The organism is Rhizobium sp. BK399, assembly GCF_014194695.1.
Lineage (GTDB): Bacteria > Pseudomonadota > Alphaproteobacteria > Rhizobiales > Rhizobiaceae > Rhizobium.
In genome coordinates this window covers 295,448-319,033 of sequence record NZ_JACIAH010000002.1, presented here as the reverse complement: position 1 = coordinate 319,033, position 23,586 = coordinate 295,448, and the positions used below count along the sequence as shown (strand labels likewise).

General features: G+C 60.1%; 26 protein-coding genes. 8 read left to right on the top strand and 18 right to left on the bottom strand.

Features of this window, described 5'->3' with window-relative positions; all coding sequences use genetic code 11:
• Positions 1 to 35: 35 nt before the first annotated feature.
• Positions 36 to 3,281, top strand: coding sequence for an adenylate/guanylate cyclase domain-containing protein (locus FHT97_RS08045; RefSeq protein WP_183861176.1), 3,246 nt, complete (start codon positions 36 to 38; stop codon positions 3,279 to 3,281).
• An 87-nt stretch (positions 3,282 to 3,368) separates the two neighbouring features.
• Positions 3,369 to 4,046: a peroxiredoxin-like family protein gene (locus FHT97_RS08040; RefSeq protein WP_183754209.1), complete on the top strand. Its 678-nt coding sequence runs from the start codon at positions 3,369 to 3,371 to the stop codon at positions 4,044 to 4,046.
• Between the two features lie 26 nt (positions 4,047 to 4,072).
• Here FHT97_RS08040 and FHT97_RS31525 read toward each other — a convergent pair whose 3' ends face one another.
• The 7 genes from FHT97_RS31525 to lgt all read right to left on the bottom strand — a co-directional run bounded on the left by FHT97_RS31525 (position 4,073) and on the right by lgt (position 10,544).
• A complete protein-coding gene (locus tag FHT97_RS31525; protein ID WP_348649616.1) occupies positions 4,073 to 4,303 on the bottom strand; it encodes a Kazal-type serine protease inhibitor family protein in 231 nt (76 codons plus the stop codon).
• A gap of 179 nt (positions 4,304 to 4,482) precedes the next feature.
• On the bottom strand, positions 4,483 to 5,415 hold the full coding sequence (locus FHT97_RS08035) for a ribose-phosphate pyrophosphokinase (RefSeq protein WP_183754212.1): 933 nt from the start codon (positions 5,413 to 5,415) through the stop codon (positions 4,483 to 4,485).
• A gap of 106 nt (positions 5,416 to 5,521) precedes the next feature.
• On the bottom strand, positions 5,522 to 6,346 hold the full coding sequence (locus tag FHT97_RS08030; RefSeq protein WP_183861174.1) for a hypothetical protein: 825 nt from the start codon (positions 6,344 to 6,346) through the stop codon (positions 5,522 to 5,524).
• Between the two features lie 148 nt (positions 6,347 to 6,494).
• Positions 6,495 to 7,646, bottom strand: a complete 1,152-nt coding sequence (locus FHT97_RS08025) for a Xaa-Pro peptidase family protein (RefSeq protein ID WP_183754215.1) — start codon at positions 7,644 to 7,646, stop codon at positions 6,495 to 6,497.
• Between the two features lie 5 nt (positions 7,647 to 7,651).
• Complete coding sequence (gene pgeF / locus FHT97_RS08020) at positions 7,652 to 8,446, bottom strand: peptidoglycan editing factor PgeF (protein ID WP_183861172.1); 795 nt, start codon at positions 8,444 to 8,446, stop codon at positions 7,652 to 7,654.
• 90 nt (positions 8,447 to 8,536) lie between these two features.
• The gene (locus FHT97_RS08015; protein ID WP_183861171.1) at positions 8,537 to 9,637 is read right to left on the bottom strand and encodes a class I SAM-dependent methyltransferase; all 1,101 of its coding nucleotides are present in this window, start codon (positions 9,635 to 9,637) and stop codon (positions 8,537 to 8,539) included.
• A 25-nt stretch (positions 9,638 to 9,662) separates the two neighbouring features.
• Positions 9,663 to 10,544 carry a prolipoprotein diacylglyceryl transferase gene (gene lgt / locus FHT97_RS08010; RefSeq protein WP_183861169.1) on the bottom strand — a complete coding sequence of 294 codons (882 nt, stop codon included), beginning with the start codon at positions 10,542 to 10,544 and terminating at the stop codon, positions 9,663 to 9,665.
• A gap of 279 nt (positions 10,545 to 10,823) precedes the next feature.
• Here lgt and FHT97_RS08005 point away from each other — a divergent pair, with 279 nt between their 5' ends.
• The 4 genes from FHT97_RS08005 to FHT97_RS07990 all read left to right on the top strand — a co-directional run bounded on the left by FHT97_RS08005 (position 10,824) and on the right by FHT97_RS07990 (position 13,151).
• Positions 10,824 to 11,084, top strand: a complete 261-nt coding sequence (locus FHT97_RS08005) for an accessory factor UbiK family protein (RefSeq protein ID WP_007534115.1) — start codon at positions 10,824 to 10,826, stop codon at positions 11,082 to 11,084.
• A gap of 392 nt (positions 11,085 to 11,476) precedes the next feature.
• On the top strand, positions 11,477 to 11,977 hold the full coding sequence (locus FHT97_RS08000) for a YbjN domain-containing protein (RefSeq protein WP_007789996.1): 501 nt from the start codon (positions 11,477 to 11,479) through the stop codon (positions 11,975 to 11,977).
• The gene (proC, locus tag FHT97_RS07995) at positions 11,978 to 12,796 is read left to right on the top strand and encodes a pyrroline-5-carboxylate reductase (RefSeq protein WP_183754221.1); all 819 of its coding nucleotides are present in this window, start codon (positions 11,978 to 11,980) and stop codon (positions 12,794 to 12,796) included.
• Positions 12,797 to 12,809: 13 nt separating this feature from the next.
• Entirely contained in the window at positions 12,810 to 13,151 is a 342-nt protein-coding gene (locus FHT97_RS07990; protein WP_183861167.1) for a tRNA-binding protein, read from the top strand.
• On the opposite strand, the gene FHT97_RS07985 is transcribed toward FHT97_RS07990, so the two are convergent.
• The 6 genes from FHT97_RS07985 to FHT97_RS07960 all read right to left on the bottom strand — a co-directional run bounded on the left by FHT97_RS07985 (position 13,152) and on the right by FHT97_RS07960 (position 17,849).
• The gene (locus tag FHT97_RS07985; protein ID WP_183861165.1) at positions 13,152 to 13,727 is read right to left on the bottom strand and encodes a DUF1349 domain-containing protein; all 576 of its coding nucleotides are present in this window, start codon (positions 13,725 to 13,727) and stop codon (positions 13,152 to 13,154) included. It lies immediately after the preceding gene.
• Between the two features lie 12 nt (positions 13,728 to 13,739).
• Positions 13,740 to 15,119 (bottom strand): ATP-binding protein, encoded by a 1,380-nt coding sequence (locus FHT97_RS07980; protein ID WP_183754227.1) that lies wholly within the window; start codon positions 15,117 to 15,119, stop codon positions 13,740 to 13,742.
• A gap of 28 nt (positions 15,120 to 15,147) precedes the next feature.
• A complete protein-coding gene (locus tag FHT97_RS07975) occupies positions 15,148 to 15,849 on the bottom strand; it encodes a response regulator transcription factor (RefSeq protein ID WP_183754229.1) in 702 nt (233 codons plus the stop codon).
• Complete coding sequence (locus FHT97_RS07970) at positions 15,850 to 16,347, bottom strand: MarR family transcriptional regulator (protein ID WP_183861163.1); 498 nt, start codon at positions 16,345 to 16,347, stop codon at positions 15,850 to 15,852. It lies immediately after the preceding gene.
• Between the two features lie 388 nt (positions 16,348 to 16,735).
• Positions 16,736 to 17,002 (bottom strand): hypothetical protein, encoded by a 267-nt coding sequence (locus tag FHT97_RS07965; protein WP_037132788.1) that lies wholly within the window; start codon positions 17,000 to 17,002, stop codon positions 16,736 to 16,738.
• A gap of 235 nt (positions 17,003 to 17,237) precedes the next feature.
• Positions 17,238 to 17,849 (bottom strand): DUF1236 domain-containing protein, encoded by a 612-nt coding sequence (locus FHT97_RS07960; protein ID WP_183754231.1) that lies wholly within the window; start codon positions 17,847 to 17,849, stop codon positions 17,238 to 17,240.
• A gap of 235 nt (positions 17,850 to 18,084) precedes the next feature.
• Between FHT97_RS07960 and FHT97_RS07955 the strand changes: the two genes are divergently transcribed.
• On the top strand, positions 18,085 to 18,732 hold the full coding sequence (locus tag FHT97_RS07955) for an MBL fold metallo-hydrolase (RefSeq protein WP_183861161.1): 648 nt from the start codon (positions 18,085 to 18,087) through the stop codon (positions 18,730 to 18,732).
• Between the two features lie 63 nt (positions 18,733 to 18,795).
• Here the strand turns inward: FHT97_RS07955 and FHT97_RS07950 are convergent, their stop codons facing one another.
• The 3 genes from FHT97_RS07950 to FHT97_RS07940 all read right to left on the bottom strand — a co-directional run bounded on the left by FHT97_RS07950 (position 18,796) and on the right by FHT97_RS07940 (position 20,943).
• On the bottom strand, positions 18,796 to 19,206 hold the full coding sequence (locus tag FHT97_RS07950; protein WP_183754234.1) for a BA14K family protein: 411 nt from the start codon (positions 19,204 to 19,206) through the stop codon (positions 18,796 to 18,798).
• Between the two features lie 141 nt (positions 19,207 to 19,347).
• Complete coding sequence (locus FHT97_RS07945) at positions 19,348 to 19,563, bottom strand: cold-shock protein (protein ID WP_007534130.1); 216 nt, start codon at positions 19,561 to 19,563, stop codon at positions 19,348 to 19,350.
• A gap of 465 nt (positions 19,564 to 20,028) precedes the next feature.
• Positions 20,029 to 20,943 carry a DMT family transporter gene (locus FHT97_RS07940; RefSeq protein ID WP_183861159.1) on the bottom strand — a complete coding sequence of 305 codons (915 nt, stop codon included), beginning with the start codon at positions 20,941 to 20,943 and terminating at the stop codon, positions 20,029 to 20,031.
• Between the two features lie 104 nt (positions 20,944 to 21,047).
• Between FHT97_RS07940 and FHT97_RS07935 the strand changes: the two genes are divergently transcribed.
• Positions 21,048 to 21,530 (top strand): DUF3052 domain-containing protein, encoded by a 483-nt coding sequence (locus tag FHT97_RS07935; RefSeq protein WP_183861157.1) that lies wholly within the window; start codon positions 21,048 to 21,050, stop codon positions 21,528 to 21,530.
• An 8-nt stretch (positions 21,531 to 21,538) separates the two neighbouring features.
• On the opposite strand, the gene FHT97_RS07930 is transcribed toward FHT97_RS07935, so the two are convergent.
• Together FHT97_RS07930 and FHT97_RS07925 are read right to left on the bottom strand one after the other, a co-directional pair.
• A complete protein-coding gene (locus tag FHT97_RS07930; protein WP_183861155.1) occupies positions 21,539 to 22,687 on the bottom strand; it encodes a PQQ-dependent sugar dehydrogenase in 1,149 nt (382 codons plus the stop codon).
• A gap of 56 nt (positions 22,688 to 22,743) precedes the next feature.
• Positions 22,744 to 23,517 carry a class GN sortase gene (locus tag FHT97_RS07925; protein ID WP_183861422.1) on the bottom strand — a complete coding sequence of 258 codons (774 nt, stop codon included), beginning with the start codon at positions 23,515 to 23,517 and terminating at the stop codon, positions 22,744 to 22,746.
• Between the last annotated feature and the right edge of the window lie 69 nt (positions 23,518 to 23,586).

Sequence of the window (23,586 nt, the reverse complement as noted above, 5' to 3'; positions counted from 1 at the left end):
AAGTGAGGGCCACTGCGCTGCCGAGGGGCGGGCCGATGAATTGTGCTGCCTGTGGTTTTGCGATCGAGAGCAGTTTTGCGTTCTGCCCGAAGTGCGGCGCAAGACAGCCTATCGTCTGCTCCTCCTGTGGCGAGGCCTGCCAACCCGATTTCGCCTTTTGTCCGAAGTGTGGAACACCCCTTGGCCGAGGCGAGATTCGTGCGGTTCCTGTCGAGCCGCTACTGCATCCATCTACGCCTGACGATGCCGCCGATCGGCGTCCGTTGACCGTACTCTTTGCGGATCTTTGCGGTTTCACAACCCTCAGCGAGAAACTAGATCCCGAGCTCATGCGCTCTCTGCAGAACGAGCTGTTCGAGGAACTGACGCGTGCCGTGGAGGCTTATGGTGGCTTCGTCGACAAGTTTGTGGGCGATGCGCTGCTGGCGCTGTTCGGGGCGCCGACTGCGCACGAGGACGATCCCGATCGTGCTCTTTGCGCAGCGCTCGAGATGATTGCAGGGGCGGAGCGCCCCGGTGCCAAATGGGTGGATCTGGCCGGTGGCGATCCGCTGCAGCTCCATGTCGGTATCAACACAGGGCCGGTGGTGACAGGCGGCTTCGGTGCCGCTGCCGCCCGGTCGTACTCCGTGACCGGCGATACCGTGAACACCGCGCAGCGGTTGCAAAGCCTGGCCGGCCCGGGCGAAATTCTGGTCGGGCCGGTGACTTACCGTCTGACGCGGCATGCGTTCGCGTTCGAAAATCTCGGCTCCCTGGCCCTTCGCGGGAGGACGGGTAACGTGCAGGTGCATCGTCTGATCGGGCGGATGGAGACACCGCACACTGCGCGCGGATTGGAGAGCTTGGGCCTACACGCCGAACTCATCGGGCGCGACGCAGACCTGTCGCGGATGTCCGATTGCCTGGATTCTGCCTGTGGCGGCAACGCGCAACTCGTCCAGCTGATCGGGGAAGCCGGCATCGGCAAGTCAAGGCTGGTTCGTGAGCTCCTGGAGAGGGTCAGTCAAGCCGAGCGGTTCGGAGAGGTTGTGGTGCGCCGTGCTGTCTGTTCACCGCTTGGGGAGCAATCCTATGGCACGCTCGCATCGGTGTTGCGCAGCGCCTATGGAATCGCCGAGCGGGAAACTGCCGAGCGGACGGCGGAACTATTGACGTCTGGACTGATCGATCTGGGCTTCAGCGAGACCGAGGTTGCCGGCCTCACGCCGGTTCTCTCGTATGTGTTTGGCCTCGGCGATCCTGATGGCGCGCTGCGTCACGTCGAGCCGGAGCAGCTGCGGCGACAGATCTTCTACGCTACGCGTACCATCTTTGAGCGGCGGCTGTCGCTCAGCCCGCTGTTGCTGGTTGTGGAGGACCTCCACTGGGCCGATGCTGCTTCGATCGAGGCGCTGCGGTTTGTGCTAGACAGGCTCGAGCGAACGCGTCTGATGATGCTGACGACGGGGCGCTCGGTTGCCGAAGGCGAGGGCCTGGAGTCGAGCCGGATCAACCGCACGCTGATGCGGCTTGCGCCGCTTTCGGTTCAGGATGGCCAGGAGCTACTTAGCCAGTTCTTCGGCACCGACAGTTCCGTACCTGCTGAAAGGCGCTCGCGAATTCTCGCACGAGCGGGCGGCAATCCGCTCTTCATCGAGGAGATCGTCCGGGCTCTAATCGAAACAGGTGCGCTTTATTCCGCGGGCGGATCCTGGTGTATCGCCAGCGCTGAGATGGGAACCGAGATACCGATGAACCTGCAGGCGATGCTGCTTGCGCGTGTCGACCGTTTGCCGCCCGACGTCAAGCTGTTGGCGCAGGAGGCTGCGGTCATTGGCCCGCGTTTCGATCTTGCGCTGCTTCGTGCGGTTGCGTCGGATACCGCGCGCATCGAGCGAGGGCTGGACTATCTCTGCGAGGCAGAGATTCTCGAGGAGACGCCCCGTGCTACCTCGGCAAATGCGATCTCCTATCGCTTTCCGCAGCAACTTCTGCACGATGCCATCTATGGTAACCTCTTGCTACAGCGCCGCAAGCAGTTGCACGCGCGCATCGGTGCGGCCATCGAGCGGATGCATCACGGCATACCCTCTCGGCTTGAGGACATCGCACAACTCGGTCGTCACTATTGCCGAGCCGACGAGTCGGGTAAGGGTATCCGGTACCTCATGGCTGCTGGCGATCTCGCCCGCCAGACCTACGCCAATGACGATGCGATGCGCCTCTACCGCGAAGCGCTTGCGGCGATTCCGGATCATCCGAAGACCACTTCGGAGTTGGTTGCCCTCTATGAGCGATTTGCCGATCTCTGCGGCCCGGCGGGCGAGCGGGAGGCGGCACGCGATCACTACGGGCGTGCGCTGGCCATCTTCAAAAAGAGCGATGATCAGACTGGGGCGGCGCGAATCCTCCGCAAGCTCGGTCGTCTCAATCTCGCAGCCGGCAGATCCGATCTTGCAGACGCCGACTATGCGCAGGCCGCGTCGTTGCTGAGTGAGAGCAATGCGCCCATCGAACTTGCCCACCTGCTTCAGGAGCGCGGGCATCTTGCCTTTCGCATGGGCGACCAGAACGCGGCTGCGCGCTGGGCTGACGACGCGCTATCCTGCCTCAGCGCGGCCGCCTTTGATCAAAGTGGTCCGGTCGCAAGGGACGCAGCACAAGTGCGCGCGGAGGCGCTGAATACGAAAGGAGTGGCATTGGCCCGACTCGGGCAGCATCGCGAAGCTGTCAGGGAAGTCGAACGAAGTCTGGAGGTCGCCGAAACGGCGGGTCTTCTCGGGGCAGCCTGCCGCGCCTATTCCAATCTTGGGGTGCTCTATACGATCGTCGATCCGGGGCGCGCCATTCATGTTTGCCGCCGCGGCCTCGACGTTGCTACCCGCATTTCCGATCTCGGCTTTCAAGCCCGGCTGTTCGCCAATCTCGCTGTTGCCTGCTGCACCTTCACGGACAATTGCGCCAAGGAGGGGGTGCCTGCCGCGGAGAAGGCCATCGAGATCGACCGGGCTCTGGATCAGCGCGATCACTTGGCGGTGCCGCTCATCGTGCTTGGGCAGATTCATCAATGTCACGGCAAACCGGCCTTGGCCTTGACCTATTATGAGGAGGCGCTTCAGCTGGCGCGTGAAATCGGCGAACCACAGCTTTTGTTTCCATGCTATGATGGGCTGGCCACTTTGAACCTGGAAAGAGACGACATGGCCGAGGCCGAGCGATACTTTTCGCTCGCCCAGGAGGTTTGCGTCAGGCACGGGCTGGATCCCGACGCGCTTGTCGTGCTGCCTTTCCTGGATTGATTCAATGCCGCCACGTAAGGTGTTGAGTTTTCGCTATTTTGTTCTTCCGCTCGGCGTTTCGCCGACGTGCAAGTGAGGGAGGGTGTCATGCCCGCAAATCGAAGCGAAAGACCGTTGCAGCCCGGCGACCGCGCGCCGAATATCGTTCTCGATGCGATCACCCGTCAGGGCAAGATCTCGATTGACGACTTCCGCGGGCAGAAGCCCGTGCTGGTCGGCCTGTTTAGGGGGCTCCACTGTCCGTTCTGCCGGCGGCAAATTGCCTCAATGGCGAGCCTTGCGGGTGAACTCCAGCAGAAGGGAGTCGAGAGCCTGACGATCGTGAACACGCCCATCGACCGGGCCCGCCTCTATTTCCGCTATCATCCCTTGCCCAATCTGGTGGCAGCGTCCGATCCCGACAGGGTATCGCATCGCGCCTTTGGGCTCCCGAACCTCGAGTTCACGCAATCAGAGACAGTCTGGCCATACAAAGTCAGTCTCGATACGCTCACGTCCATGCGTGTCGATATCCCGGATTTGCCTGAGCCGATGGCGCCGATGGCGGCTGTCGAATTCCTCGACAATGCCGACGGCTACGAATTCTCCGACGACGATAAGCGCATGATCGCGACGGGCGAGGGGCAGTTGGTTGGTGAATTCCTGCTCGACCGCGATGGTGTCGTCAGATGGTGCTTCACTGAGGTTGCCGACGAGGGACGCCATATGTTCGGCGTGCCCGCGCCTGAGGAGGTTATGTCGGCCGCATCCCATATCGCTGCCTAGTGTTCGACGGCATCATACTCGCAGGTTCACATACCACCCGGCTGCGCTGGACGCACCGTGATGCCCGGCTGTCTGCGGCACTGGCCGCGATTGATCACCGTGAAGTTGGCTGCGCGCGCCTCGCATGCATTGGAGAATGTCCGGACACTCGGCCCTCGCTGGCCACAGACCGGAGCATATTCCCTGGTGCATATCTCCGGGTTGGTCGGCAGGCGAGGAGGGGGCGATGTTGACGGGCGCGAGTAGCCGGACCCCATGTCTGCTGTGCAGGCAGAAAGAAGCGGGATGAGCGCAAGCAAGGCGAGCTTTCGTGTCGATAGGAATCCGGCGAGTGTCATAACTCTTCCCCCATGGCTGGATTTCTTACGAAATCCTAGCGCAAGTTGCATTTGCGGGGAAGTTCAAACGTCAGCGACCGCTGATAATCTCTAACAGATCAGTCAAACAGGCTCGAAACCGACTCTTCCTGGCTGGTCCTGTTGATCGCCTCGCCGATCAGACTTGCAGTGCTGACGACGCGGATGTTGTGGGCAGACTGGACGGCGGTGGTCGGCTGAATGGAGTCGGTGATTACGAGCTCGCGAAGCTTCGAAGAGGTGATGCGGGTAACCGCGCCGCCGGAAAGAACGCCGTGGGTGATATACGCGGTAACGCTTGCAGCGCCCTGGGCAAGAAGGGCATCCGCGGCATTGCAGAGTGTGCCGCCGGAATCGACGATGTCGTCGATCAGCAGGCAGTCCTTGCCTTCGACTTCGCCGATGATGTTCATGACTTCGGATTCGCCCGGGCGGTCGCGGCGCTTGTCCACGATCGCCAGCAGACAGTCGAGGCGTTTCGCGAGCGCGCGGGCTCGAACGACGCCGCCGACATCAGGCGAAACGACCATGACGTTGCTGATGTCGTAATTGGCCTTGATATCGCGTGTCAGGACCGGGATGGCGTAGAGGTTATCCGTCGGGATATCGAAGAAGCCTTGAATCTGGCCAGCGTGCAAGTCGAGCGTCAGCACACGATCGGCGCCGGCTTCCGTGATGAGGTTTGCGACGAGTTTGGCCGAGATCGGCGTACGCCCGGAGGCGCGTCGATCCTGTCGGGCGTAGCCGAAATAGGGAAGAACGGCGGTGATGCGGCGCGCAGACGAGCGGCGCATCGCATCGATCATGATGAGCAGTTCCATGAGGTGATCGTTCGTCGGGAAAGACGTCGACTGGAAGACGAACACGTCTTCGCCGCGAACATTTTCCTGAACTTCGACAAAGATTTCCTGATCGGCAAATCTTCTGACGCTGGCTTTGCCCAAGGGCACATTGAGATAGCTGCAGATCGCTTCGGCGAGATGCCGGTTCGAATTGCCTGCGAAAACCTTCATCTTGGTCCGCCTATTTCCTGCTGATAGCCGCGCTTTTTAGCCAGCTTGCTTCTGAATGCAAGGGCTAACGCGTCATCTGCGCTCATATTTCTAAAAACCTTGTGGCTTAGCCGTCACGGGCGTCACGCCAGGTCGAGAATTCGGTGATGGTTTTGGAGGCGATTTGCTGCATCACAGAAGCCGGGACGGCGGCCCAGGGATCCTGTGCATCCGAAGGGATGCTTTCTTGTCCCTGGATGCGGTGCAGGCGAGCACCAGCGCCGTCTAGAACGTCCCACACATAGACCACGGTCACCTTACCGCTGTCGGAAAAGGCCGACAGGTAACCCTTCAGTATGTAGGCGGTGGAGCTGTCGTTCGAGCTCTTGATCGAGAGGCCGTGCGACCGCGCTTCCGCTCCGAGCTGGCGCGACAGCGGCGTAACGGCTTGGACGGGCGCGCCGATGATCGGCAGGAAGCGAACGGTCGAGCCGCGTGACGATGAGCTCGCGGTCAGCGCAGCCGTCTGGGTCTGCTGCCGCGGCTGGCGGGCAGGCGCTTCCACCATATCCTCTTCCTCGGCCTGGGCGTTCGATATGGGCTCCGGCAGCGTCTGCGTCTTGATCGGAGCGGAGGCCGCGGGAGAGGAGGGGTTGTTTTCGAGCGCAATGGCCTGGGCTTCCATCGTTGTCGGCGGTGCGCCGGAACCCTGGCGGTACGTCATCTGATGGTAAGCGGGATGATATCCGTTCGCCCGCTGCAGGGAGGCGAAAGCCTGCTGGCGCGGCGGCGTGCCGGCCATGCGTTCCGCGTCGCCCTGCGTTACCGGCGATGAACGCATGTTTGCTGAGGAATCGCCAATATCGACCAGCGGAACGAGGGCGTCGGTGGTGTTGCAGGCGGACAGGGCAAAGCAGGCAAGGAGCATCGGCGCAGTCGCAACTCGCGTCATCCCTCGTTTCATCCTTCCAAGTGCCGGCCCCGTGCACTTTATGAAGGCCGGCGCCGGTCTGTGTCAATTCCGGATTCTTGCCCGCAATGGTTTGCGCCGTATTAGGATGACTGGCTCTCTGAGCTGTCCACGCTTCTCCGTCTCCCGCCTAGACGTTGATGAAGTCCAGCGAGTGACGGGAAAGCGCGCGGGGTGCGTCGTCGGTCGTCAGATAGGTCTGCCCGAGGGTCATCGCCGTGCCAGTGTCGGAATCCATGATGATCATGTGCACGAAGAGCGACATATTGGGCTCGATCGCCTGCGGATTGCCGACATGGAACATCTGGTGCTCCATCCAGGACGGCGAGAAACGGGCGCCGAGTGAATAGCCGCAGGCGTTGAGGCGATGGCGCGACAGACCGCGCTCATCCATGATTTTCGCATGCTTATCGAAGACATCGCCGAAGCTGTAGCCCGGCTTCAGTACCGTCTCGATCGCCTGGATCGTCTCGAAGCAGGCATTGTAGAGCTCGCGGTGGCGGTAACTCGGCTCACCGATGACAACCGTTCGCATCATTCCTGCATGATAATGCGCAAAGGTACCGGCCCATTCGAGCGTCAGTTGGTCGTTCGCGTCGAGCTTGCGTCGGCCGGCCTTGTAGCGGCAGAGCAGCGCATCCTCGGCGGATCCGACAATGAACTCGTTGGCGGGATAGTCGCCGCCGCCAGTAAAGACCGCGCCTTGCATGGCAGCGAGAATGTCCGCTTCGTCAGCGCCGGGCTTGGTCAGCCCGAGCGCCGCATCGAGCGCATCGTCGGCGAGCACCGCGGCGCGTTCCACATAGGCCACTTCAGCGGGACTCTTGACCAGTCTCAGGCGGCTGACGAGATAGGATGCGTCGACGATCTGACCGAAGGACGTCAACTGCGCATCCAGCATCCGGGCAACGCGGCCGGTCATGCCATGCGTATCGTATTCGACGCCGATTCTGGCGCCGAGCAGATCCATCTCGACCAGCAGGTTCCGGAGGTCGACGGTCGGGTCGGCATTCACGCGGTCGACCCAGATGTGGACGTTTTCCAAGATTGAGGTGTGCTTGGCCTGACGCAGATCGGCCGAGCGGGTGAGCAGGGCCATCGTCCCGTCGGACTTGACGACAAGGGTCTGGAAGAAGCAGTAGCCGAAGGTATCGTATCCGGTCAGCCAGTACATGCTTTCCTGGGCGAAGAGCAGCAGGGCATCCAGTTTCTCTTCGCGCATTTTGTCAGTCAGACGCGCGAGGCGGACGGCGAATTCGGGTCTGTCGAAGTGCAGGGCCATGCCGCTCAAATCTCCCTGATTGCGATTGCTGAAATCTGCCGGCCGTAGTCCGGCTCCCTATTATGTGTGGTCCGCCGATACGAGAAGAAGCGTTCGGCGTCCGGATAAGTGCAGAGACCTAAGCTCTCTGCCCGGACGCCAGTGGCGCGCAGTCGATCGACGGTGAGGGCCTGCAGGTCGAACATCGCGTGGCCCGGCTTTTCGGAGGGTTCGAAGTAGCGCTCGTACGATGGATCCTGCACGACAAAGCGCTCCACGAATTCCGGGCCAACCTCATAGCTCGCCTGGCTGATCGACGGCCCAAGGCAGGCAACAATTGCGTCCCGCTTCGCGCCCAGTTGGACCATGGTGTCGATGGTGTTCTCCAGCACGCCGGTAAGGGCGCCTTTCCAACCGGCATGCGCGGCGCCGATAACGCCGTTTTGCGGATCGGCAAAGAGAATAGGTCCGCAATCGGCTGCCAGCACCCCGAGCGCTATGCCCGGAGTTGCCGTTACCAGCGCATCTGCTGCCGGGCGGGCGCCGTCATAATCCTTGTCGACGATGACGACGTCGGGCGAATGGACCTGGTGCACGGTAGCGAGACGCTCGACCGGCAACTCAAACCAGTTTGCCACGCGGCGGCGGTTTTCCTGAACCTTCACGCGCTCATCATTCGAGCCAAGGCCGACGTTCAAGCCGCGATAGATGCCATCCGAGACGCCGCCCTGCCGGGTGAAATAGCCATGGAGAATGGCGTCACCGGTTGCCTCTTTCAGCAGCGCGCTTTGGATCGGTGCCGGAGTTGCTGCTTCATTCATTCGAAATTCCAAGATTGATTGTTGTGCACCTTGCTCGATGGCGAGACCTGCTCGGTTGTGCTGAATGTTGGCCCAGCGGCGCTCGCGCTGTCAATCCACAGAACGGAAAGGCATCAAATCCACGGCCGGGTACGAGACCGCCAGGACCTTGAAGAGTTCGCCCATGCGCCCTTCACCTTCGCCGGCCAGTCGATCGACTGCTGTCTGGATAATCTGCCGCGTATGTGCCTCGCGGTCACGGCCAAGGGCGGCTGCGCGATCGAGAATGCCGAGGCCGACGAGAAAATCACCTTGGTGCACCATGCCGTTCATGTGAACGCCGGCGGAGGCGGCGGCTTGCGCAAGGGCCTGAAAGTCGACGTGGCTCGTCAGGTCAGCTTCGCCGGGATTCGCCAACGGTGGATCATACTCGTGCATGCGCACGGCTTGCAGCGTATCGCCGTAGCCGCTCACAAGGTGGCCGTAGTCGATGGCGACAGCGGTTCCGCCAAATGCCTTCAACCGATCGCAGATCGCAATCATCACCGACTGGCGAGCCGGCGAGACTTCAAACACTGTTCCGGGAAGCACGTCCTCTTCCGGCCATGGCAGGAGGCTGGAATCGATCCCCGCCACGCCGGCGCCGAACGTTAGTTCGCCCGCGGCGTCGGTGCCGACCATCCTTTCACGGAAGCCAGCCGGCGTTCTCACGAACTGACGGATCGGGATCGCATCGAACAACTCGTTCGCCGCGACGAGCGAAAATCCTGGCGGCACTTCATCGAAACCCTGATGCCAGCTGACCCTGTCGCCATGAGGCGCCAGCGTTTCCCGTTGGATATCGCGCAGTCGTTCGCTGGTTTCGACGAGGTGCACCGTCATGTCCTCGAACAGCGGCGGCGCGATGCGGGAGATGACGCGCAGCATATCCGACATCATGGTGCCGCGACCGGGGCCGATCTCGACGAGGCGGACACCGGCAGGCGTTCCGTGGCGCTGCCAGGCATGGACAACGAAGACGCCGATCATTTCGCCAAAAAGCTGGCTGACCTCCGGCGCGGTCACGAAGTCGCCGGAGCGCCCGAAAGGCTCGCGGGTCCTGTAGTACCCATATTCGGGATCGGCGAGGCACAGCGAGAAAAAGTCCGTGACGCTGATCGGGCCGTTCGCCTCTATGATGGCCTTGATCTTCTCACCGAGCGCGGTGCTCATGGATCCCCCTCTTGTCCAGCTGCGGTTAGTGCTGCAGGGCAGCCTGACGGCGAGCGCGAAGCATGGCCCAGATTCCCAGCAGAACCATCGGCGTGGAAAGCACCATGCCCATGGTCAGCCAATTGGTGCCCAGCAGGTAGCCCAACTGTGCATCCGGTTCACGGAAGAATTCGACGAAAATGCGAGAGAGCGCGTAGCCGCAGACGAAGACGCCGGTGATGAATCCAGGGCTCTTCAGGGCGCGGAAACCGTAAATCAGAACAGCAAGCACGAGCAGGAGCACGATGCCTTCCAGGCCGGCTTCATATAGCTGGCTCGGGTGGCGAACGAAGTCGCCGCCAGGGCAATAGCCATTGTTCCTCTCGATGTATTGGTTGCAGAAAACCATGCCCCAGGGCGCATCCGTCAGGCGACCCCACAATTCACCATTGATGAAGTTGGCGATACGGCCGCAGAAGAGGCCAATCGGCACGACCGCTGCCACGATATCGAATAGGCTCCAGATCGGTACGCTGTTGCGACGGGCGAAGATCGCCATGGCGATGGTGGTGCCCGTCAGTCCGCCATGGAACGACATGCCGCCGTTCCATATCTGGATCGCGCGGATCGGGTTCTCGATCACCGCCGGCATATCGTAGAAGAGGATATAGCCGATGCGGCCTCCGAGAACGATGCCGAGCGCGACCCAGATGATGAAATCGTCGAGCTGAACCTTGGTGATAGGCGAAACATCGCCCGGCCACAGCTTGTTGTTTCCAGCGATCTGACGCGCATAGTACCAGCCGAGCATGATGCCGGCGACATAGGCAAGTCCGTACCAATGAATTGAGAGGGGGCCGAGCGAAAAGGCGATCGGATCGATCTCGGGGAACGGCATGATCGCCATGAGATTGGCTACTGTCGGCAAGGGTTTCCCATTCGCTGGCGCAAGCCCGAGGTATGGAATCGGGCGTCTGACGCAGTTCTCTTCAAGGCGTCCTTTGCGACTTTCTGAAGGCGCGCCAAGCTCGATGTGGGCGGAAGATGGCGCTGCGATCAAAAGCGGTCAAGTCGATTGTTGGCGATCGCGAAAGGGCGGGCCGGCTTATCCAGAGTAAAGCGCTTGCATCCTTACTGGCGAAGCCCTACCTCATTCCCTGAAAGGCCTAACGGTCGTAATTGTATGTTGCAAAGGGAGAAAACCGCCATGACGACTGGAGCAAACCGCATCATGGACGAGTTCGCCAAGCTGATGACGGACGCGGCCGGTGCCGCCCAAGGCGTGCGCAAGGAAATCGAGACGGCCTTCAATGCGCAGGCGGAGCGCTGGCTGAACACACTCGATATCGTCAAGCGCGAGGAATTCGAGGTCGTGCGCGAGATGGCGATCAAGGCGCGTGATGAAAACGATGCGCTGCTGGCACGCATCGCGGCCCTTGAAGAGAAGCTTGCAGCCAAGGGCAAGTAATTCCTGTTGTGAGACAGGCCGTGGTGTGACCTTTATGAGACACGCCGCGGCTGCGACCTAAAAACCAGGTGCCGTTATCCACCTGTGGACACTGCCAAAAAGATCAATGGGCAGAGTCATTTAAACCCTCCTTCTGAATGGAAATCCGAAAAGCTTTCCACAGTGCCGTTCCCTAAAACGGCGCTAAGGGGCTGGCGTGTCGCCTAGCCCATTATACACTGATTTTAAATGATGATTCGAAGCGGTTGGTAAGCTCCAGGCAGGTTTGACTGCGTTAAGTCTGGTAGCGGTTCAACGGTCATCAGGGTTGGTGGTTCCGGCTGTTGCGTGTGTTCTCCTTGTGTCTCGTTGACGAAGTTGGTTCGCATTCACTCCGGTCAAGAAGGTGCTGCATGAGCCTCATGGAATTGGAAGTCGAGCGTCAGTCGAACCCGGTCGATATGATCGAGTACGTCGCCGCCAATAACGACTGGTCTTTCGAGCGGTCGGGCGATGACGAGATTGCGATGACGGTTGAAGGGAAGTGGACCGACTACCACGTTTCCTTTTCCTGGATGGAAGAATTCGAGGCGCTGCATCTGGGCTGCGCCTTCGACGTCAAGGTTCCCGAACAGCGTGTCAACGAAGTCACCAAGCTTTTGGCGGCAATCAATGGCCAGGTCCTGATGGGACACTTCGATCTGTGGCGTCAGGAAGATGTCATCATCTTTCGCCAGTCGCTGCTGCTTGCCGGCGGTGCCGAGCCGACCAATCGACAGGTCGAAGTTCTGCTCGCTAGTGCGCTGGACACATGCGAGGCGTATTATCAGGCTTTCCAGTTCGTGATCTGGTCCGGCATGGATGCGAACCGTGCGATGGAAGCGGTTCTCTTCGAAACCGTCGGCGAGGCGTAAATGTCATCCGCAGCTTCAGGTCCTGTTGTTCTCATCGGCGCCGGCAATATGGGGGGCGCTATGCTCTCCGGCTGGCTGAAGAACGGCGTGCCCGGTTCTTCTATCGTCGTCATTGACCCGGGTCCCTCGGACCAGATGCTGAAGACGATCACCGACGCCGGTGCGACCCATGTCACCTCGGCCCCGGCCGGATTGACGGCCGGCGTTCTGTTCCTCGCGGTCAAGCCGCAGGTGATGGATGCCGTGCTGCCTCCGGTCAAGGAAACGGTGGGGCAGGAAACCGTCGTTGTTTCAGTGGCTGCCGGCAAGACGCTGTCGTTCCTTGAAAAGCATCTCGGCGAGTCCGCGATGGTGCGCGCCATGCCGAACACCCCGGCCATGGTCGGTCGCGGTATCACGGGTGCGTTTGCCAATGCGCGCGTCACTGATGCGCAGCGCGAACAGGTTCATTCTCTCTTGCGTGTATCCGGTCCGGTCGAGTGGGTCCCCACTGAAGCTGACATCGACGCCGTGACGGCGCTGTCGGGTAGCGGACCGGCCTATGTGTTCTATCTCGTCGAGTGTATGGCAGAGGCAGGCCGTAAACTTGGCTTGCAGGCGGACCTTGCCATGCGCCTTGCACGGGAAACAGTCGCGGGGGCTGGTGAGCTTTTGCACCAGTCCCCCGACGACGCCTCGCGGCTCCGGCAGAATGTGACATCGCCGGGCGGTACGACGGCTGCCGCGCTTTCCGTGCTGATGGCCGACGATGCGATGCAGCCGCTTTTCGACAAGGCCCTTGCCGCAGCGCGCAAGCGCGCCGAAGAGCTTGCTGGCTGAGGACACCAAGACCATGGCTGACGAGATCACCTATGCCGACTTCGAGCGTGTCGACATTCGCGTTGGTACGATCGTTGAGGCAAGTCCATTTCCGGAAGCGCGTAAGCCGGCTTTCAAGCTGCTGATCGACTTCGGTCCCGAAATCGGCCTCAAGAAGTCGTCAGCCCAGATCACGGTTCACTACACGCCCGAGAGCCTTGTCGGTCGGCAGGTTCTTGGTGTGGTCAACTTTCCTCCACGGCAGATCGGTCCGGTTCGCTCGGAAGTCCTGACGCTCGGTTTCGAGGATGAAGCGGGCGCGATCGTACTTGCTGCGACCGACAGGCCGGTGCCAAACGGCCAGAAGCTCATGTGATCAATGAATCTCGCGCGACAGGGGGTCGGTCAGCGAGAAGTCGTGGAATACTGCTTCGAAGCCTGCGCGTTGCGGTGAGCAGAATACTAGCCCGACGGCGACCTCCGCAAATGTCGGATCGAACCACGCAAGGCGGGCCATGCGCCAGCCTTCCATGCGATCCGTCCTATATTGAACGAACAGTGCATCGCCATTCCGCGTCACCCGCACGCTCATGCGCTCAAATGTATGGTCAAGGCGAAAGGCTGACCAATCGGAGTTGCCGTTGGTCACGACGGTGCTGAAATGCATGGCGCCATCGGTATATTCGATCCCGCACTTCATCCAATGCGCCGCATCAGCCCGCACCATGAGGCCCGCCTGGTCGTAGAGGTCTTGGTAGTGTCCCGAGAAGCAGACTTGGGCGGTGAAATCACCTTGTCTTTGCTGGTGCAAGAAATGTCCATCGTCGCGATGGAAGCCGTAATAAGTTCCCTGCCAGAAATCGGTCTTTGGTCCCGACCATACATGCAAATCCTCGCCGCGCAATTCGAAGCGGGGCGGCGGGTTCAGCCATGTCATTGAGTGCGTGTTCATGGTCACCTTTCCTCACGCGGGCAGGCGGACGGTCGCCCGTAGACCGCCGAGAGGGCTATCGCCGAGCGTGACATTGCCGCCATGGCTTCGCGCAATGTCGCGGGCGATCGCCAGGCCGAGGCCTGTGCCCGAGGCATCGAGATTTCGCGCTTCGTCGAGCCGGAAGAACGGCTTGAAGACATCCTCGCGGTTCTTCTCGGGAATGCCCGGGCCATCATCATCAAAAGTGATCGTCAGCCACTTGGCGCTGTGCTTGGCGTTGATGTCCAGGGTATTGGCGTAACGTCGGGCATTGGAGGCGAGGTTGGTCACAAGGCGCGTGAAGGCGTTCGGGCGCACCGAGATCTCATCGTCTCCCTCGATCGCGTATGTAAATTCCTTGCCCTCGTGAAGTTCGAAGTCTGCCTCCACTCGCGCGAAAAGGTCGCTGAGCTTCATGTCGCCGACATCTTCTTCGACCTCGCTTCGGGCGAACGCCATGTAGGCCTCAAGCATCGACTGCATATCGTTGACGTCGTCGTTCAGACCGTGCAGATCGGGATTTTCGCCGGCAAGCGCCAGCTGCAGTTTGAAGCGGGTCAGGATCGTGCGCAGATCGTGACTCACTCCCGTCAGCATCGCCGTGCGCTGCTCAAGCTGGCGTTCGATACGCTCGCGCATCAGAATGAAGGCGAGACCGGCACGGCGAACCTCGTCCGCTCCGCGCGGGTGGAAATTGTCTGCCTTCTGGCCCTTGCCGAAGCTTTCGGCCGCGTTCGCAAGCGCAAGTATCGGACGGATCTGTCCGCGCAGGAAAAGAATAGATATGCCGATCAATACCAGCGAAGCACCGACCATCCAGACAATGAAGATGTGAGTGTTGGAAGCGTAGGTCGAACTGCGTCTTGCCAATACGCGGAGGATCTTGTCCTCGAGCTTTATGCGGACCTCGACGAGGTTGGAATCGCCCAACGTATCGATCCAGAACGGGCGCTTGATCTGGTCGCTGAGTTCGTCGCTGAGGATTCCGTCGAGAATGGAGAAGAAAGGCTTGGTGCGCGGCGTCGGCAAATCGCCATCGGGCTCTATTGATATCTGCAGGTTCAACTGGTCGCGCGCTATCCGCGTGATTTCGCTATAATCCGTGTCCTGCGGGTAGGTCTCGATGATCTGGATCACCGCCGCAATGTCGCGCGTGACCGCTGCAGAGAGGCGCTGCGTCACCATCTGCCAGTGGCGCTCCATGAACAGAGCGGCAACGACGGACTGCAGCAGCACCATCGGGATAATGATGATGAGCAGCGAGCGAACGTAGAGTCCTGTCGGCAGATAGAACCGAAATCTGCGCAACATCGCCCGCCAGCCGCGGGCGGGCGAGCGGTCGTCGCGCCGAAGGGAGTCGAATGTCACCATATGGTCGCTGATCCTGGGGTTGCGACTGTCAATCGATGCTCAGCCGGTATCCTATACCACGAACCGTCTGCAGCCAGACCGGATTTGCGGGATCGTCCTCGATCTTGCGTCGCAGCCGATTGATCTGCACATCGATGGTGCGCTCGCCGACTTCGACATCGTTGCCGATGAGCTCATGCCGCGGAATGGTATCGCCGGCGCGCTTGGCGAACAGCAGCATGATTTCCTGCTCGCGATCCGTCAGCCGAACGACTTCGGAGGCCTTCTTCAGTTCCTTGCGTGTCAACGAGAATGTGTATGGTCCGAACATCACCTGTTCGATCTTCGGCGCATCGCTCGAGACATTGCGGCGCAGGATATTGTTGACGCGCAAAACGAGTTCGCGGGGATCGAAGGGCTTCGCCAGATAATCGTCGGCGCCAGCCTCCAGCCCGGCGATACGGCTGCCCGATTCCGCCAGCGCCGTCAGCATGATGATCGGCACGTTCTTGATCGTGCGCAGACCCTTGGTTACTTCGATGCCCGAATCGCCGGGCATCATGACGTCCATGATGATGAGGTCGAAATCCAAGCCGGCGAGCTTGCGCTGGGCCTCAGCGCCATCCGCGGCCACCGTCACCCTGAAGCCGTTCTCGGTCAAATAGCGGTTGAGCAGGGCGCGGATACGCGTGTCGTCATCCACAACAAGCAAGTGCGCAGCGTCGTCCGAAATCACTGTCTTTGTCGCCATTCAATCTGCTCTCGAGTTTGGTCTGTTCCGCATACCCTTGAGGAAGGCCTTTATGCCTTCCCGTACCTCCGGAGAAGCCCCGTCGAATGCTCTCTCAATACGGCGCGATTGCGGCTCTGCCAGAGCAAGAGCAAGCTCGCGCCCCAGCTTGGTAGGATAGAGCTTGCGCTGCCGCCTGTCTTCAGGCCCCGCAATCTGACGAATATACCCCGAATCGATGAGTTGTTTGAGCACTCTTGCAAGACTCTGCTTGGTAATCTTCAACGTATCCAGCAGATCGGCAACTGTCATGCCCGGGTTGCGGTTAACGAAATGAACGACACGGTGGTGCGCCCGCCCGAAGCCGATCTCCGCCAAGATGGCGTCGGGATCGGAAACGAAGTCACGATAGGAAAAGAACAGAAGCTCGATGATCTCAAAATCGATGGTTTCCGTGTTCTCCATCGGCAGTTTCAACGGTTCCGGCTTGCCCGTCTTCGGGCTCGTCTGGCGTGCCAATTTGGCATTTCCTTTCTTGTTGCGCACCTTGTGGGAAGCTCTCGTGAATATGTCAGTATCGGCGACATATCTTCGCGCGCTGCTAGCTTCCCCACGCGTTGCAAAGACGGAAGAGGACGCCATTCCACCGGAATTTGGACCGACTTCGCAAACTTCACAACAATGCGTAATTTCCCCTACGTGAGTGGATAAAACGTATTGGGGACAACAATCAACAGCAATGGCGTGCGGGCGCAGGCGAGCGCGAGATGGATTAAGTTCGCGACGATCACGAACCGTTGACGAACGCCACATGAAAGGAATGTACCCGGCCGCGGTAGCGGCCGAGTGATCTGATGGCAAGAGAGCGGCCGCTTTCCTGGAGGCGCGACCGTTTTCGTTGCTCTGTCTACCTGGCGCGAGCGGCCACCGCGCCGACGATCGTCGACAGGATACCGCCGCCGATCAGGCCGCCGATACCATCGGCGATCAGGCCGGTCATTGCCGCTTCGCCGCCGACCATGCTGAGCAGCATGCCGCCGCCGATGCCACCGATTGCACCGGCGATCGTCCGGGCAACGGCATTGATTGCAACCTGCTTCAACGCGCCGCTTGCGACATTGCCGCCGACGGCGCCTGCGATCGCTTGCGTGATGATAGGCAATAAGGCTTCCACGATTTCCCTCCTTCGCGTTTCCTCAAAACGCCTCTGCCGGCTGCGCGGTCTGAATGGATCGCCAGCCATACAGGCGATCCGACGTCCGACCGGGAGCAGGGATATCGTCTGAATTTCAGTATCTTATCATGATTGAATGAAACTTGAAATAGAAAGCAACTCATGCGGGAAGCTTCCTTGCGTCCGTCAACAAAAAAAGGCGCCCGAAAGCGCCTTTTCATCTTGTGCATCGCGGTCAGTTGTAGACGTAGACGATGCGACGGGTGCCGGGATCGACAAGAACCGGGCGATCATTGATGCGGACATATCGATACTGATAGTCCGGAATTTCCTGGAACGTCACGTCATTGGGCACGGAGGCGCCGACCACGACATCACCGCCGAGACGTACGGTCTGGGCCGGGTTGGTCTGGACGTAGGTCGTGACTGTTTCCGGCGGGCTAATCGCCTCTACGGAACCGACCGGTCCCAGCAGCTCGTCGCCTGGTGCCGGGTCAGCTGGAGCGACGCTTGCGGTCGTTTCATAAGTCACGACAGGAACGCCAAGTTCCGACTGATGTTGCTCGACGACGACCGTGCTGCCAGCCTGCTCGACTTGCAGATACTGCGCATAGACCCAGCCGCGGACACCGCCGACGTCAACCCGGCACCAGCGGCTTCCCTGGATGCAGCCATCCAACATTGCCTGCGAGCCGCGCGGCGCTACGCCGACAGCGGGATACTGAGGGCCAGGGCCGGCACGAACGTTCAGATCGTTGATGGCCGTCGCAACCATTTCCGCCTGGGCAAAACCGGCGCTTCCCACGACGATCGCCCCAGCTAGGAATAGATTTCGCTTGAAGGTCATCTCGTTTCTCCTTGTCTTACACAGGCAGGTAACGTTTGGAGTATGACGAGGTTCCCCCTGCTTGCCCTTCGCCGGTAAACGATTGTATCGACGTGTTAAACTCCATCGCGACTGGTGACTGAACGCCGAATGGAGTAAGCCTCCCGTGACCTGACGCAGCACCCAATAAATCGCGGGCTGCTCGTTGCGACGTTTCGGACTATACGAATGCGGGACAGAGACAAGCGAGGCACTCATGGGCATGCTCCAGGCCGGTATTATTCCGGTGACACCCTTTCAACAGAACTGCACGATCCTATTCGATCCGGAAACCAAGGAAGGCGTCGTGGTCGATCCCGGTGGGGACGTCCCAGCAATCCTGCAGGCCATCACGGCGAACGCGCTTAACATCAAGGCGATTTGGCTAACACACGGTCACCTCGACCACGCTGGCGGGGCAAAGGAACTCAAGGAGGCCTTAGGCATCGAGATCGTCGGTCCGCACGAGGACGACCTTCCACTACTGCAGCGGATTGAGATGCAGGCGCAGAAATATGGTTTACCGCCCGGTATGCAGGACGTCGTTCCGGATCGCTGGCTGAAGGATGGCGACAAGGTTTCCTTCGGCAGCCACGAGTTCGAGGTGTATCACACTCCGGGTCACGCACCGGGGCATGTCATCTACTTCAATCGCGTGCAGAATTTCGCTCATCTGGGTGATGTCCTTTTCAACGGCTCGATCGGTCGAACGGATCTGCCGGGAGGTAATCACCAGCAACTGATCGACTCCATCCGGGACAAAGTTTTACCGCTCGGCGACGACGTCGGCTTCATTTGCGGTCACGGGCCAGGCAGCCGGATTGGCGACGAACGCCGCAGCAACCCCTTCCTGCAGGGAATCTGATCATCAAAAAACAAAAGCGCCGCTGAGAGGCGGCGCTTCGTGCTCGATTATGCAGCTGGTCGATCAGCCGGCCGTGCAGAAATGGCTGCGACCGTCGTAGCCGATATAGGTGCCGCTGCGCGGGTCGAAGGAGCGGTAGCGGTATGAGCAATAGCGCTCCCACTGCGGAGTCCATGGCTCGACGTCGGCAACTGGACGATAATAGCGAGCCGGGGCAGCGCGATAGACCGGAGCGTCTTCGTATCCCGGCTCATAAGGCGGGTCGATGTAGCGCGGCTCGTCGTAGCGCGGGGCGCTGGCAATAGCAGAGCCAACGATCAGACCGGTTGCAAGACCGACGGCGCCGCCAACGAGCGCGTCGTCGCCGCCGTGATGATGACGATGCCAATCACCAGCCGATGCAACGCCGATCGATGACACCGTGAGGGCAGCAGCAGTTGCCGTCATGAAGAGCGCCTTGGCAAACCTATTCATTTGTCTTTCCCTGTTTTAACCGATTCCGGTTCTGCACCTTGATGATGGCAAGGTAAGGGCCGCGAGGTGAATGCAGGCTGAATGACAAAACCCGGCATCGCTGCCGGGCTTCAACTCGAATTGACAGCGTTGGCTGGAGGCTCAGCCTGCAATCTGCAGGTTGACAGCCTTGGGGCCCTTGCCGCGGCGATCCGGCTCCGTGTCGAAGCTAACCTTCTGATTTTCCGTCAGTCCGGCCAAGCCAGAAGCCTGAACGGCAGAAATGTGTACAAAGATGTCCGCGCCGCCCTTGTCCGGCTTGATAAAGCCAAAACCTTTGTCGGTGTTGAAGAATTTTACTGTGCCAGTCTCGGCCATGCGTCAGGTCCTTTTATCTCTGCCCGCCATCCACACGGGCAGCATCACTGATATTGCCTCCTCACGGAGACGTTAGCAGGCAATTATTGAAATGTGAGAAAAAGGTCCCCTCTAGCACAACCAAGCTCACCACGGGACTGACGCCCGTTTTCTCGGAACTGGTTGACCGGAATTTTAGCGTCTCCGGCGCGCACATTCTCAAGGACTTCCCATGCTCGCAAAATGCCCGAACACGGCGAGAGTGCTGCGATTATTAAATTTTGGCAAGCAAAAGTTTTTTAACGCCTCTGTGCCGAGAAGCGCCTCTGGGCAGCATTTTCACGCCCTTAAAGCAAAAAATCGGTCGTTAGGCGCCAGAGTTTAACGGTTTACATCGTTAGCAATATAATTTGGGAGCAGATTTTCCCAAAAATGCAACGTTAACGCGACTGCGTAAAAGCTAAAGTTTTTTTCTTTTCCGGGCGTTCAACCCAAATTTGGGCTCGGTTTCAACCTGTCGGAAGCGCGACGGCGCGCTATTTCGGGGACCACTTCAACCAATAGCATCGCTGTAAACATCAGCGCGCAGCCGATATAGCCGAGTGGCGGCATGGTTTCGCCCAGCAGCAGGGCGCCAAGCGAGGCGCCAAAAAGCGCTTCGGCGGACAGGAAGATCGCCGCCTGTGAAGGGGTGGTGTAGCGTTGGCCGATAATCTGCAGCGAGAAGGCGACACCCGAGGAGAATATCCCGACATAGAGGATCTCGGGGGCAGCGGCCCATATCGCCGCCCAGCTGATTGGCTCGCTAACCACAGCGACGGCGAGGGCGCAGGCGCCGGTGACGGCAAACTGGGCCGTTGAGAGCGCCAGCGGGCGACCGGTCTCGGACACCGTGATCCCGGCCAGCGTGATCTGTCCGGCCCAGAATATTGCGCAAACGACTGTTAGCAGGTCGCCCGTCGTCAATGCCGAGAGTTGCCCGCCGGATAGTAGGTAGATACCCGAAACGGCCATGAGCGCACCCGGCCAGATGATCCAGTGCGGAGAACGGCGTAGGAAAACGACGGCGATCAATGGCACGATGACGACATAGAGACCGGTGATGAAGCTCGAATTCGTCACCGTCGTTGTCTGCAGGCCGATCTGTTGGGTAGCTGCGCCCCCGAACAGCGCAAGACCGGTCAGCAGATAGAGCTTGAGATGCCGCGGCGCGGTCGCAACCGGCGCCTTGCGTGCCTCGAACAGCATGAACGGCAGAACCGCTACGGCGGCGATCATAAAGCGCAGGCCAATGAACCAGAACGGGCCGATCGCCTTCATTGCCGTCGACTGCGCGACAAAGCCGCCGCCCCAGATGGCAGCTGCAAGCAATAGAAGGAGGTTCGCCTGAATGCGCGTCATTTCATCCTCGGTTCGGGAGAGAGTATGCCGAGCGTTAGCAGTTGCCTTTCGTTCGAGCAAGGGTGAAGAATGTCGCTATTCCTTGCAGCGCAGAGAGCAAACGGATGACCACGAAAGCGGTTTCATCGCTGGACGAAAAAGCTGCGGCACGGCAGCAGGGCGATGCGCCGGCGGGATATTCGGGCAGTTCGCTCACGCGAAAGCTGGGCTTGAGGGAGGGGCAGGCGGCATTGCTGATCGGCGTGCCCGAGATTGCCGAGATAGAAACCTTTGGGCGTTTCTCCTCGATCGAGACAGCGTTGCCATCAGTGGTCGAGCGTCGCTTCGACTACATCCACGTTTTCGAAACAGGCCGGCCGGTCCTGGAGGATATGGCTTTAGCTCTCTCAACCGCTGTGAAACCGGACGGGATGCTATGGATTTCCTGGCCCAAGAAAGCCGCGCGGGTTTCGACGACGGTCACCGAAGACGTGCTGCGAACGATCTTCCTGCCTCTGGGCATGGTCGACGTCAAAGTCTGCGCTATTGACAAGACATGGTCCGGCTTGAAGTTCGTGATCCGAAAGGACCTGCGCGCCGGGCTATAGGCCTCCCACTAGCCATTGTTGGCTGGCGCTCGCGAGATTCTCAGCAAAGAACCATCGTCCTCGTCCGTAAGGATCAACAAAGCGCCGTCGGGGGCAACGACCACATCCCGCATCCGGCCATAGGAACCGTCGAACATTCGCTCCTCGGCGACGAAAGCGCCGGTACCGTCGCGCTGCATTCGCGAAAGCAGCTGGAATTTCAGCGCGGCGACCAGAAAGTTGCCGTCCCATTCGGGAAACATCTTGCCGCGATAAATTGCCAAGGCGCCCGGCGCTATGGACGGGTCCCAATAATAAAGCGGTTGCTCCAGTCCTTCCTTGGCAGTGCCTTCGCCGATCTCCGCTCCTGAATAGTCGCGGCCATAGGTGATGATTGGCCAGCCATAGTTCTTGCCCGGCTCGATGGCGTTGATCTCATCACCGCCGCGGGCGCCGTGCTCAACGGTGTAAAGCTTGCCGTCGGCGGCATCAAAAGCGATGCCCTGCGGATTGCGGTGGCCTTTCGACCAGATTTCCGGGAGCGCCTTGACGCCATCCTTGAAGGGATTGTCATCGGGAATGCTGCCATCCGCATTGAGGTGGATGATGGAGCCGGCGTCATCCTTCCAGTCCTGGGAACGATCCCGGTCGCCGCGGTCACCGATGCTGATGAACAGCGAGCCGTCCTTGGCGAAGGCGATGCGGGCGCCGTATTGGATATTGCCGCTTGTGAAGCGCTTCATCGCGAAGATGGATTTGACGTCATTCAGCCTTGTGCCGTCTTTTGACAGCGTGGCACTGAACACCTCCGTGCCAGAGCCGCCTTTGGCTCTTGTCGCAGCCGTCAGGAATACCTTTCGGCTTGTTGCGAAATCAGGCGCGAGCGCAACGTCCATCAAGCCGCCTTGGCTGCGGGCGCTGACCTCAGGGACGCCGGCAATGGGGGCAGAGAGCTTGCCGTCACGGACGATGCGCAGTCGCCCCGGTCGCTCGGTGACGAGATACGAGCCATCGGGAAGTACCTCTACTGCCCAGGGGTGCTCAAACCCTGTTGCAATCGTATCGACCTGCACCTCGACCGCTTTCGTCTTGACGGTCTCAGCCGAGAGGCCCGAGGAGGCGGCAAAGAGCACTGTTGCGAGAAGAAATCCGAATTGAAGCTTTGCAGATGTTGTCATCGTCCGTCCCATTGCCTGTCCCCGTCAACGTGGTGCGCCGTGCACCTGCTTCAACCTCACTCTGCTTGGGATAACGCCTTTGTGTTTGTCGATGATATCGCGCCCGTCGACTGCGGATCGACGAGTTCGGCCTCGACGATATAACGCAACGGTCCGCGTTCCGTGGCGCCGAAAGGCCAGCAGGTCGCAAGCACGAGATGACGGCCCTGTGCTGCCGGGTCGATGCCGCTCTGATCCCAGGGCACGACGCGGCCTTCGCCTGCCTTGAAGGTCAGGACTTTGCCGTCGCGCCGTGTGACCTCGATTTCGTCGCCCGGTTTGACATCCCTTAGCCAACGGAAGTGCGTGTCACGATGGGCGGCGATGACGGAGGTTCCCTCATCGCCGGGTTGGGGCGTATTGGCGAGCCAAGCGGGACCGAAAGCCAACGCCTCTCCGGAAGCTCCGGAAAGGACAATGGCATGCTTGCCGAGGCGCGGCGCGGTCACCTCTGCCTCGGTCGTGAAATCCGCCCAGGGCCAGGGTTTGGTGTCTTCTCCGCGAAGCTCGGCGGCAAAGGCGCGCTTCAGGAGGAGTTGCGACAGTTCGGCCTTGGCCTTGATGTAGAGCCCGTCGGCAACCAACGCCGTTCCATAGAGCGCGAGAACTGCGATGCTGACGGCAATGGCCTTTTCGACCAAAGAAAGACGAGACAGCAGCGTGCGGCTTTTTTGCTCGCTCGTCACATCGTAAGCGGTCGCTGCCGCTGTTGCCATGGCGAGCTCGAGATAGGTCGGAAGCGGGCCGAACTCGTCCGCTTCATAATTTCGCATTCCGGCTCGCGAGGTCATCCGCGTCATGATTTGGCTCCTGCAAAGATGCCGCGCACGCGGCGGCGCCAGATGGCAAGCCCGCTTGCC